The sequence below is a fragment of the Pseudomonas sp. TSRC2-2 genome (genome assembly GCF_049897785.1).
GTDB lineage: Bacteria > Pseudomonadota > Gammaproteobacteria > Pseudomonadales > Pseudomonadaceae > Aquipseudomonas.
In genome coordinates this window covers 146,336-157,823 of record NZ_JAFCWZ010000010.1, presented here as the reverse complement: position 1 = coordinate 157,823, position 11,488 = coordinate 146,336, and the positions used below count along the sequence as shown (strand labels likewise).

At 59.9% G+C, this 11,488-nt stretch carries 11 protein-coding genes; 5 read left to right on the top strand and 6 right to left on the bottom strand.

The window, feature by feature from the left end:
• Window positions 1-528 precede the first annotated feature (528 nt).
• Genes ACP7D9_RS20615 through gnd form a run of 3 tightly spaced genes read right to left on the bottom strand, consistent with a single transcriptional unit; the run spans window position 529 to window position 3,847 of the window.
• The gene (locus ACP7D9_RS20615; RefSeq protein WP_101159563.1) at window positions 529-1,350 is read right to left on the bottom strand and encodes an HAD family hydrolase; all 822 of its coding nucleotides are present in this window, start codon (window positions 1,348-1,350) and stop codon (window positions 529-531) included.
• A complete protein-coding gene (gene zwf, locus ACP7D9_RS20610; protein WP_312999418.1) occupies window positions 1,347-2,870 on the bottom strand; it encodes a glucose-6-phosphate dehydrogenase in 1,524 nt (507 codons plus the stop codon). Before zwf ends, ACP7D9_RS20615 begins: the two co-directional genes overlap by 4 nt.
• The gene (gnd, locus tag ACP7D9_RS20605; RefSeq protein ID WP_312999414.1) at window positions 2,867-3,847 is read right to left on the bottom strand and encodes a phosphogluconate dehydrogenase (NAD(+)-dependent, decarboxylating); all 981 of its coding nucleotides are present in this window, start codon (window positions 3,845-3,847) and stop codon (window positions 2,867-2,869) included. The genes zwf and gnd overlap by 4 nt, the downstream gene beginning before the upstream one ends.
• Before the next feature lie 275 nt (window positions 3,848-4,122).
• On the opposite strand from gnd, the gene ACP7D9_RS20600 reads away from it, so the two are divergent.
• The 3 genes from ACP7D9_RS20600 (at window position 4,123) to ACP7D9_RS20590 (ending at window position 6,644) form a co-directional block, all read left to right on the top strand.
• Entirely contained in the window at window positions 4,123-4,305 is a 183-nt protein-coding gene (locus tag ACP7D9_RS20600) for a DUF6026 family protein (RefSeq protein WP_016774671.1), read from the top strand.
• A gap of 211 nt (window positions 4,306-4,516) precedes the next feature.
• Entirely contained in the window at window positions 4,517-6,259 is a 1,743-nt protein-coding gene (locus ACP7D9_RS20595) for a phosphoethanolamine transferase CptA (protein ID WP_426159415.1), read from the top strand.
• Window positions 6,260-6,434: 175 nt separating this feature from the next.
• On the top strand, window positions 6,435-6,644 hold the full coding sequence (locus ACP7D9_RS20590) for a hypothetical protein (protein ID WP_101159559.1): 210 nt from the start codon (window positions 6,435-6,437) through the stop codon (window positions 6,642-6,644).
• Between the two features lie 117 nt (window positions 6,645-6,761).
• Here ACP7D9_RS20590 and ACP7D9_RS20585 read toward each other — a convergent pair whose 3' ends face one another.
• The 3 genes from ACP7D9_RS20585 to zapE all read right to left on the bottom strand — a co-directional run bounded on the left by ACP7D9_RS20585 (window position 6,762) and on the right by zapE (window position 9,177).
• Window positions 6,762-7,259, bottom strand: a complete 498-nt coding sequence (locus tag ACP7D9_RS20585) for a GNAT family N-acetyltransferase (protein WP_312999407.1) — start codon at window positions 7,257-7,259, stop codon at window positions 6,762-6,764.
• Between the two features lie 200 nt (window positions 7,260-7,459).
• Window positions 7,460-8,041 (bottom strand): DinB family protein, encoded by a 582-nt coding sequence (locus ACP7D9_RS20580; RefSeq protein WP_426159414.1) that lies wholly within the window; start codon window positions 8,039-8,041, stop codon window positions 7,460-7,462.
• 17 nt (window positions 8,042-8,058) lie between these two features.
• Window positions 8,059-9,177, bottom strand: a complete 1,119-nt coding sequence (gene zapE / locus ACP7D9_RS20575; RefSeq protein ID WP_426159413.1) for a cell division protein ZapE — start codon at window positions 9,175-9,177, stop codon at window positions 8,059-8,061.
• A gap of 289 nt (window positions 9,178-9,466) precedes the next feature.
• On the opposite strand from zapE, the gene ACP7D9_RS20570 reads away from it, so the two are divergent.
• Window positions 9,467-10,933 (top strand): nucleobase:cation symporter-2 family protein, encoded by a 1,467-nt coding sequence (locus ACP7D9_RS20570; protein ID WP_101159555.1) that lies wholly within the window; start codon window positions 9,467-9,469, stop codon window positions 10,931-10,933.
• 65 nt (window positions 10,934-10,998) lie between these two features.
• The gene (locus ACP7D9_RS20565) at window positions 10,999-11,472 is read left to right on the top strand and encodes an LEA type 2 family protein (protein WP_426159412.1); all 474 of its coding nucleotides are present in this window, start codon (window positions 10,999-11,001) and stop codon (window positions 11,470-11,472) included.
• Window positions 11,473-11,488 lie beyond the last annotated feature (16 nt).

Genomic DNA, 11,488 nt, shown 5'->3' with positions numbered 1-11,488 from the left:
CGAAGAGGGAGTGTCAGTAAAGAGATTCGTTAACTGACACTCCGCTTTCGCGAGCAAGCCCGCTCCCACATTGGTTTTGTGTGTTGCCGGGATCTCGCGCGTGCCGCCAAACACTGAGGGAGTGGGCTTGCTCACGAAGAGGGAGTGTCAGTAAAGAGATTCGTTAACTGACACACCGCTTTCGCGGGCAAGCCCGCTCCCACATTGGTTTTGTGTGTTGCCGGGATCTCGCGCGTGCCGCCAAACACTGAGGGAGTGGGCTTGCTCACGAAGAGGGAGTCTCAGCCAACAGATTCGTTGAATGACACACCGCTTTCGCGAGCAAGCCCGCTCCCACATTGGTTTTGTGTGTTGCCGGGATCTCGCGCGTGCCGCCAAACACTGTGGGAGTGGGCTTGCTCACGAAGAGGGAGTGTCAGCCAACAGATTCGTTGAATGACACACCGCTTTCGCGGGCAAGCCCGCTCCCACATTGGTTTTGTGTGTTGCCGGGATCTTGCGCTCGCACCCGCATTGGTTTGTGTTGCATCACTGCGGAAGAATGTATTTCTCGATCGCCAGGACCACGCCGTCTTCAGTGTTTGGTGCGGTGACGACATCGGCCTGGCGCTTGACGGCCTCTTCCGCCTGGCCCATGGCAATCGATAATCCGGCGCATTTGAACATTGCCGGATCGTTGCCGCCGTCGCCGATGACCGCGGTCTGTTCCAACGGCACGCCGAGGTATTCGGCAATCGTCGTCAGCGCGGTGCCTTTGTTGGCCTCCAGTGCGGTGACATCAAGATACACAGGCTGTGAGCGCGACACCTGCGCCATGCCGTTGACCTTGGGCAACAGTTGCGCCTCCAGCTCAATCAACAGTTCGGTGTTGTTGCTGGTCGCTACGATCTTGTCGATACGTTGCAGATACGGTTCAAAACTCTCCACGACTACCGGCGGATAGCCGAGGCCGTTCTGCTCACGCGGGACCATTGGCCCGAGCGGATCCTTGAGCAGCCAGTCGCCGCCGCTGAACACCCAGATTTCCACGTCCGGCTGATCGGCGAACAGTGCCAGTGCGATCAATGCCGTGGTCGCCGGTAAATAATGCGCGGCCAACAGCGTGCCGTCCGGTTTGACGATGGTGCCACCATTGAATGCAGCTGTCGGCAGATCAACGCCCAAGGCCTCGATCTGTTGCAGCATGGCTTTGGGCGGGCGCCCGCTGGCGAGGCTGAACAGCACGCCGGACTCGCGCAACGAGCGCACGGCGTCAATGGTGCGTTGGCTCAGTGTGTGATCAGGCAGCAACAAGGTGCCGTCCATGTCGCTGAGCAGAAAACGGATGGGTTGTTTCGCCAAGTCACTCATCCCAGGCCATGCCAGACGCGGCCATCGCGAGTCAGGAGGTCTTCGGCTGCTTGCGGGCCATCTTCACCTGCCGCGTAGGCCTCGACGCTGGCGTCCTGCTGCCACGCATCCAGGAACGGCTGCACGGCTCTCCAGCCGTTCTCGATATTGTCGGCGCGCTGGAACAGCGTCTGGTCGCCGGTCAGGCAGTCGTAGATCAAGGTTTCATAGCCGGTCGAAGGCTGCATCTCAAAGAAGTCCTTGTAGGCGAAACCCAGTTCGATGTTGGCCATGTTCAGTGCCGGCCCCGGCCGTTTGGCCAGCAGGTCGAACCACATGCCTTCGTTCGGCTGGATCTGGATGCGCAGGTAGGTCGGCTGCAACTCGTCGACTTCGGTGTCGCGGAACTGCGCATACGGCGCCGGTTTGAAGCAGATGACGATTTCGGTGTCGCGCACGCTCATGCGCTTGCCGGTGCGCAGGTAGAACGGCACGCCGACCCAGCGCCAATTGTCGATCATCACCTTCAGCGCCACGTAAGTTTCGGTGGTGCTGTCGGGTGAAACGTTGGCTTCTTCGCGATAACCCTTCAATGGCTGGCCTTCGCGCTCGCCGGCGCTGTACTGGCCGCGCACCGAGTTGGCCCGAGCTTCTTCCGTCGACCAGGGACGTATCGCCCCGACCACCTTGGCCTTCTCACCGCGCACCGCGTCAGCGCCAAAAGCGGCCGGCGGTTCCATGGCGACCATCGCCAGCAACTGGAACAGGTGATTGGGTACCATGTCGCGCAGTGCGCCGGTGTGTTCGTAAAAACTGCCACGGGTTTCGACGCCGACAGTTTCGGCGGCGGTGATCTGCACGTGGTCGATGTAATGGTTGTTCCAGAACGCTTCGAACAGGCTGTTGGAGAACCGGCTGACCAGAATGTTCTGCACGGTTTCCTTGCCCAGGTAATGGTCGATCCGGTAGATCTGCTTCTCGCTCATGACCTTGAGCAGGCAAGCGTTCAAGGCTTCGGCGGTCTGCAGATCGGAGCCGAACGGCTTCTCGATGACCACCCTTCTGAATGCTTCGGGGGTCTCTTCGAGCAATTTCGCAGCGCCGAGACGGCGCACGACTTCACTGAAGAAACGCGGCGCGGTGGCCAGATAGAACACCGCATTGCCGGTGCCGCTGTCGGCGATTTTCGCCGCCAACGCTGAATAGGTGCTGTCGTCCAGGAAGTCACCCTGGACGTAGCTGATACCTTGGGCGAGCTTGGCCCACAAGACCGGATCAAGCATCTGATCGCCCTTGCCGACTTTCGCCGCCACTTCGGTACGGATGAAGTCTTCGAGCTTCTGCGCGAAGGCGTCATCAGTGATTGCGTTGTGATCAACGCCGACGATCCGCAGATTCTCGTCGAGCAGGCCGTCGCGACTGAGGTTGTACAGCGCTGGCATGAGCAAGCGCTTGACCAGGTCGCCGTGGGCACCGAACAAAAACAGCGTGGTCGGTGGTGCGGGTTCTGCCTTGGATTTTCTGCGGATCGTACGGGTCATTTTTTCGCGGTCTCCACGTGGCCGCCGAAGCCGAAGCGTTGTGCCGACAGGATCTTGTCACCAAAGGTGCCCTGCCCGCGCGAGCGGTAACGGGAGAACAGCGAGTTGGACAGCACCGGCACCGGCACCGCTTGCTCCATCGCCGCCTCGATGGTCCATTGGCCTTCGCCGCTGTCGGCGACCGAGCCAGAGAAACCATCGAGCTTTGGATCGCTGGCCAGTGCATCGGCGGTCAGGTCGAGCAGCCAGGACGATACGACGCTGCCACGACGCCAGACTTCGGCGATGTCTGCCACATTCAGGTCGAAACGCTGATCTTCCGGCAGACGTTCGCTGGATTTGGTCTTGAGAATGTCGAAGCCCTCGGCGAACGCGGCCATCATGCCGTACTCGATGCCGTTGTGAATCATCTTCACGAAGTGCCCGGCACCGGCAGGACCGGCGTGGATGTAGCCGTGTTCGGCACGGTGGTCATCAGACTTGCGGTCCCTGGTGCGCGGGATGTCGCCCATGCCCGGCGCCAGAGCGGCGAACAGCGGGTCAAGACGCTGGACCGTTTCGGCGTCGCCACCGATCATCATGCAATAACCGCGTTCCAGGCCCCATACGCCGCCGGAGGTACCGACGTCGATGTAGTGCAGGCCCTTTTCATTCAAGGTTCTGGCCCGACGAATGTCATCCTTATAGTTGGTGTTGCCGCCGTCGATGATGGTATCGCCGGGTTCGAGCAGTTCGCTCAGGGTGTTGATGGTGTCTTCGGTCGGTGCGCCGGCCGGCAGCATGACCCAGACAGCGCGCGGCTTGTCGAGACCGGCGACCAGAGCCGGCAAGTCGGCGACGCCGGTGGAGCCCTCGGCGACCAGGTTGTCGATGAAAGCGGTATTGCGGTCGTAAACAACGGTGGTGTGACCGTTGAGCATCAGACGTCGCGCAATATTGCCGCCCATGCGGCCCAGTCCAATAATCCCGAGTTGCATGTGCTGATGCTCCTTACTACAAATAAATGTGTGTCATTGGTTATAGCCCAACGCGACTGATGGAGGTTAGTCCAGAGCGTTGCGATGAAGTTTCCGGGCATTGTGCCCGATCCAGAGTGATAACGCCCCGAATCCTGCCGAAGACACACCGACCATGAAAAATAAAAAAGTTCCCTTTAAGGGCAAAAGAAATCAAAATTGGCGCCGATAGTAAGTCAAGCGCCTCGGAACGAGGAGTGACTTACAGTTGATGCACGCCATTTGCGAGGTGAGCAATGGGCACAGTACACACAGCAATGCCGCCACAAACCCTCTACGTTACGATCCGTCGCGATGAATTGCGCCAGTTGAAAGACGAGCGTGACCAGTTGAAGCACGAATTGGCGCAATTGCGCGCACTGACCCAGGGCTCGCAGCCGCAACCACGTCCGGTTGTGCAGCGCGCACCCCACGCCTGATCCCCGCCTGCTTCGGGAACGGCCCCCGTCGTTCCCGACACGTTGCACCCTCTGACCGCCTGATACAAATCCGAAGCGGCGCTTAACAAATCTTTCACATACCCTTGGGGATACTCCGCCCCATTCTGGCCGTGCCTGCGTGTACGGCCTCGTTCGTCGGTGTCATGGAAGCGTTTCCGGCGTGGGTCTGATGATTGAGCTGGAGCGCTGAATGGCATTGTTCAAACGCAGCAAAACGACTGCGAGCGGTTTCGACTGGGCCGGATTCATCTGGCTGTTCATCTTCTTCTGGTACTTCTCGGGCATTACCCAACTGCTGATCCAACTGACCGGCACTTCCGGCTTCACCGGATTTCGTCAGGCATTCGTGATGAGCGCGCTGTGGCTGGCGCCGATGCTTCTATTCCCCAAACAGACTCGTGTGCTTGCGGCGATCATCGGTGTGGTGTTGTGGGGCTGCTCAATGGCCAGTCTGGGTTACTTCTTCATTTACCAGCAGGAGTTCTCGCAGAGCGTCATCTTCATCATGTTCGAGTCGAACGTGTCGGAAGCCGGCGAGTACATGACGCAATACTTTGCCTGGTGGATGATCCCGGCGTTCCTCGCCCATACCGCGGTCGCGTACTTCCTGTGGACGCGGCTGCGCCCGGTGTACATGCCCCGTGGTCGCGCGCTGGTTGCCGCGACCGCGATCGTGATTGCCGTGGCCGGCTACCCGCTCATCAAACAGACGATGCGCATGGGCAACTTTGCCGAAGGCTTCGAGAAATTCGAAACCCGCATCGAGCCTGCCGTGCCGTGGCAGATGGCCGTGGCCTATCACCGTTATCTGGAAACGCTCGGGGACATGCAAGGCATGCTCGACAGTGCGAGCAAGATCCCACCGCTGAAAAACCTCAAGGACGCTTCGGCCGGTCAGCCGGCGACGCTGGTGCTGGTCATCGGTGAATCGACCAATCGCCAGCGCATGAGCCTTTACGGTTACCCGCGCAATACAACGCCGGAACTGGACAAGCTCAAGGATCAACTGGCGATCTTCGACAACGTCATCACACCGCGCCCCTACACCATCGAAGCGTTGCAGCAGGTGCTGACCTTTGCCGACGAGCAGAATCCCGACCTGTACCTGTCGACACCGTCGCTGGTCAGCGTGATGAAACAGGCCGGTTTCAAGACTTTCTGGATCACCAACCAGCAGACCATGACCAAGCGCAATACCATGCTCACGACCTTTTCCGAACAGGCCGACGAGCAGGTGTATCTCAACAACAACCGCAACCAGAACTCGGCCCAGTACGATGGCGACGTCATCGAGCCGTTCAGCAAAGCGCTGGCCGATGCAGCGCCGCGCAAGCTGATCGTGGTGCATTTGCTCGGCACGCACATGAGCTACCAGTACCGATACCCACCGACGTTCGACAAGTTCAAGGATCGCCAGGGCGTACCGGCCGGCGTACGTGACGATCAGGTACCGACCTACAACAGCTACGACAATGCTGTGCTGTACAACGATTTCGTGGTTTCGAGCCTGATCAGGGACTACGCCAAAACCGACCCGAATGGCTTCCTGCTTTACCTCTCTGACCACGGCGAAGACGTCTTCGACTCAGCCGGCCACAGCACCCTGGGTCGCAACGAAAACAAACCGACTGCGCCGATGTACACCATTCCGTTCATGGCCTGGGCCTCGCCGAAGTGGAAGGAAAACCACGACTGGAACTTCGCCGGCGACCTCAGCCGCCCGTACAGCAGCTCGCAGTTCATTCACACCTGGGCGGACTTGGCCGGGTTGAGCTCCGATGAGCTGGATCGCAGCAAAAGCCTGGTCAGCGACAGCTTCGTACCGCGCAAGCTGCTGATTGGTGACCCGTATCAGGCACCGAGGCGGGCGTTGATTGACTTCAGTCTGATGAAGCCCCCGCACCCTGTTCCTGCGGAAGTAGCGCAGAAGTAAAACGACAGAGGGCCGCAAGGCCCTTTTTTGTGCCCGCCGGTCATGGTGTTTCTGTAATACGCCGCAATATAGCGCTGAGCGAGCGTTAACCCATTGTTAATGGTCGCGACCCAGACTCTCTATCGCGGTCTGCTTCAAGGACGAACCGACTCCCACTTGTTCAGTAGGAGGCAATATGAAAACCACCACAGTCATCCTCACCGCCCTGCTCGCTGTCGGCTCTACCAGCGCCTTCGCTGAAGGCGGTGCCGAGCGCATGCGTTATCACTACAGCAATTTCCCGGTCCAGCACGCACAAAGCGAGCAGAAGGCCGATGCCAACGCGAAAGAAACTCGCGTTCCTGCTGACCAGACGGCGCAGGTAACCGAGTCTTATCGCGACTGAGCTTTACCGAGCAACCGATGGACCTCCCGTGGCTCCGCTCTGGCCAGGGAGATGATATTTAGGCGCCCTGCCCTGGGCGCCTTTTTTTTATGTCCGGGCTGGTAATTGGCGGGCCTTTCAGGCCGGTAAATCCTTTGTCCAGAACAGCATCCGTCCGTGATCCGGATTGAACATCCCCGGCGCAAAGCCGAATTTGCGATATGAACCCTGCGCCACAGTATTGCCCTCCAACACCTCCAGGGTAATTTTGCAGCAGCCACGCTGGCGGGCGATCTCTTCAACCTTCTGCAGCATTTTCTGGCTGAGCCCCAGGCCGCGGAATTTGCCGACCACGGCAACATCGTGAACGTTGACCAGCGGTTTGCAAGCAAAGGTCGAGAAGCCTTCGAAACAGTTGACCAGCCCGGCCGGTTCGCCGCCAACGAAGGCCAGTACGCTGAAGGCATGCGGGCGGCGGGCGAGTTCTTCGGGCAGGCGTTGCAGCAGTTCGGGCGCGATCGGGTGACCGCCGCCCATGGGATCTTCGGCGTAGTGGTTGAGCACGATGCCGATGGCTTCGGCGTGCACCGGGTTGGTGTAACTGGCCTGAAGTACAAGTATTTCTGCGGAATCCATTTCCATCCCCGATAAACAAAGAGCCCCGGCGCGCAAGGTGCTAGCTGGAAGGCCTAGGGGGGACATTAGCTTGGGTGCGCCTGAGAGGGCAACTTGAAAAGCTGAAGATCAAAAGATCGCAGCCTCGTTGCACTCGTCAGCTCCTACGGTCCGATATGTGTAGGAGTTGACGAGTGCAACGAGGCTGCGATCTTTCGCGGTCAGTGGCCCCAGATAAGTTCTTCAGTCCAGCCCAGTTCGGCGAAGTCTTCGGCGCGCAATGTGCTTTCACCGACACAGAAAAATTCATCCAGTTGCGGTGGCTTCACCGTCGTGCTGCTGAGCATGGCATGCACTTGGCCGCGATGATGAATCTGGTGTTCGAACAAGTGCGAGAGCATGCGCAGGCGGCTGTCATGTTGCGGTTCGTCGCGAGCGATAGTGACGATTCTTGGCAGATCGGCATCGCGCAGTTGCTCGCAATAGGCGATCAGCCGGCGATCAACGCGTGCCTGTTCCTCACGCAGCACGGCGGCGTCGGTAAACGGCTCATCCGCATTAAAGAACACGTAGCAATCAGGGTGCGGCTCGTCACCGCGCAATTCGCGCTCCAACGCGTCGACATAGAACCAGTCGCAGGTGAGGATGTGATTGAGCGTGAGGCGGATACTCGGGAAGAAGCTTACCCGTGGCGCCGCGAGTTCTGTGGCCTCAAGCTGGATCCAGGCCTTGGCCAGGCGATGATTGGCCCACGCATTCTGATAGGCCATGGTCAGCAAATGATGGGACAGCGGTTGGCTCATCTGTGCGCCCTCCTCTTTCAAGCTTCGGCGAAACGCTGCAACTGCATCTCCTGCAAGCGGCTTAGCGTGCGGCGAAACGGGAATTGCAAGTAACCCTCGGTGTACAGCGCGTCCATTGGCACGCTTGCCTCGACGTACAGCGGCACTTTGCGGTCGTAACACTCGTCGACCAGCGCGATGAAGCGGCGCACGCCGTCGTCATGCACCGACAACTGCGGCAGCTCCCGATCGCCGGCGACCACGCGCTCGGCGCCGTCCTCGGTGCCGCGGGCGATGCGCCCCTCGCGCTTCTGCGCGCTGAGGTTTGGCACTTCGCTCAACAGAATAGCCCGGTAGCGATCGCACAGAGCGATGAAGTCCATGGCGGCAAAAGGCTGCTCGCACAGATCGTGGTAACGGCACCACAGAATGGATTCACTGGCCTTTACCACGTTGAGCATGCGATGGCCGACGGCGACGGGATCTTCACTGCTGCTTTCACCCGCAATCAGCGCTTCGAAAACAGCCCTCAGCGCGCTTGGCGAATCGGCTGTGCGGACAAAATAGCGTTGTTCGATCGTGCCCGGATGCAAGCGATGATCCTCGGCGCCATTCACCGCGACCACCTGCATATGCGCCTTGATCGCCGCAATGGCCGGAGTGAAACGGTCGCGATTGAAACCATCGGCGTACAGCTCGTCCGGCGGCAGGTTGGATGTGCAGACAACCACCACACCTTCGTCGAACATCACCTGAAAAAGTCGCCCGAGAATGATGGCGTCGCCGATGTCATTGACGAACAGCTCATCGAAACACAGCACGCGCACGTCGGCGGCGAGTTCTCTGGCCAGGGCGCGCAGCGGATCGGCGATGCCGCTCAGCTGAAACGAACGCTGATGCACCCAGCCCATGAAGTGATGAAAGTGCTGTCGCCGCGCCGGCACCCGCAGGCTTTGGTAGAACTGATCCATCAGCCAGGTCTTGCCGCGCCCGACCGGCCCCCACAGGTACACGCCGCTGACCGAACGGACGCCGGCATGCAGGGCTTCGTGGCATTTCTGCAAGGCCCAGACCGCGTGTTCCTGGGCTTCATCCTGGATGAAACCCTTGTGTTCAACCGCGTATTGCCAGGCACTGAGGGGGGAGTCGAAAGTCATGCGCGGGAGTATGCCACGGGCGATTTTCCATTGCCGGTCGAGGCACGTTTGATCGTTCCCGCGCTCTGCATGGGAATGCCTCAAGGGACGCTCCGCGTTCCAGCTCTGGAAGGGACGCGGAGCGTCCCGGGCTGCATTCCCACGCGGAGCATGGGAACGATCAGAACAAGGGAGAGGCAGTAAAACCTGACCTTTCAGGCAGTTATTGCTCGTTGCCCTCGCCGTCCGCTTGCGGCATTCTGCGCACCCATTTTCTGACCCGGCTCCGCCTCGCGGCGCGCACCTGACCATGACCGCCTCCGATAAAACCCCGCGCAACAACGACCTGATCTACGGCCTCAACGACCGTCCGCACCTGACCGCCACGGTGTTCGCCGCGCTGCAGCACGTGCTGGCGAGTTTCGTTGGCATCATCACCCCGACCCTCATCATGGGCGGCGCGCTGGGCCTGCAAAGTGAGATCCCTTACTTGATCAGCATGGCGCTGTTCGTCTCCGGCCTCGGCACGTTTGTCCAGGCCAAGCGCTTTGGCCCGGTGGGCTCCGGCCTGCTCTGCCTGCAAGGCACCAGTTTTTCCTTTATCAGCGTGATTCTCAGCGCCGGTTTCATGGTCAAGGCGCGCGGCGGCGGCACTGACGAAATCCTTTCGACCATCTTCGGCGTGTGTTTCTTCGCTGCATTCATCGAAGTAGTACTCAGCCAATTCATCGGCAAGCTGCGCATGCTGATCACGCCGGTGGTGACCGGCACGATCATCACCCTGATGGGTTTATCACTGATCAAAGTGGCGATGACCGACATCGCCGGCGGCTTCGGCGCACCTGACCTCGGCGCTGCCAGCCATGTGTTTCTGGCGGCGCTGGTAATTGGCACCATTGTCGTGTTGAACCGCGTCGACGTGCCGTTTCTGCGTCTGGGCGCGATTGTTATCGGTCTTACCCTCGGCTACGTAGTGGCTTGGTTGATGGGCACGGTGGATTTCGCTGCGATGCCCGAGGTGCCGCTGGTCAGCGTGCCAGTGCCGTTCAAGTACGGCTTCAATTTCGACTGGGTGGCGTTCGTGCCGGTGGCGGTAATTTTCCTCGTTTCGCCACTGGAAGCGGCCGGCGACCTGACCGCCAACTCGATGATTTCGCGGCAACCGGTCAAAGGCCCGTTGTACATCCGCCGAATCAAATCCGGCCTGCTTGCCGACGGGCTCAACTCGGCCATGGCAGCGGTGTTCAACAGCATGCCGATGGTCACCTTTGCGCAGAACAACGGCGTGATTCAGCTCACCGGCGTGGCCAGCCGCTACGTTGCCTTCTTCATTGCCGGATTGCTGGTGATTCTCGGGTTGTTCCCGATGATCGGCGCGGTGCTGCAATTGATGCCGAAACCGGTGCTTGGCGGCGCCGAGCTGGTGATGTTCGGCACCGTCGCCGTGGCCGGGATCAAGATCCTTGCCGAGGCCGGCCTGCATCGGCGCAACATGCTGATCGTGGCGATCTCGCTGGGCATGGGCCTGGGTATCGCGGCGGTGCCGCAAGTGTTGCGTGAACTGCCGCAGGCGCTGCGCAACATCTTCGAATCGCCGATCACCGTCGGTGCGTTGTGCGCTATCGTGCTGAACATCTTCCTGCCCGAAGAATTCATTGAGCTGGAAGAAGACGATTTCGACCCGGAAGCGTCGATTCTGCAGGTCATGGAAAACCCCGACGTCACCGCCAAAGCTGAACCCGGCCAGGCGGCGGGTGTCGCACCATTGAACCGCTGACGTCGCGCCTCGAAAAAAAGGGCTGCACCGGCGACGGTTCAGCCCTTTTTTGTCGAGAGATTTTTATGCGCCGCGTTCACGCCGTCATCCTGTCGCTCCTGCTGCTGTCGCTCAGTGCCTGCGCGCTGTTCCCCAATCGCGATCCGGTGAACATCAACGTGGTCGGCCTCGAACCGTTGCCGAGCCAGGAACTGGAAGTGCGCTTCGCCATCAAGCTGCGGGTGCAGAATCCAAATGAGACCGCGATCGACTACAACGGCGTCGCGCTGGACCTGGAGGTCAATGGTCATCCACTGGCCTCGGGCGTGAGCGATCAGAGCGGCACGATACCGCGTTTCTCTGAAGCGATTGTCACAGTGCCGGTCAGCGTCTCGGCGTTCTCGTTCCTGCGCCAAACGTTGGGCCTGAGCCAGACGCAGAGCCTCGACAACCTGCCCTACGTGCTGCGCGGCAAGCTGGCTGGCGGAGTGTTTGGCACGATGCGCTTTACCGACAGCGGCAAGTTGAGTTTGCCCAAGGCGAGTGCGGCGACGTGGTAAAACGTGCTGGTGACTG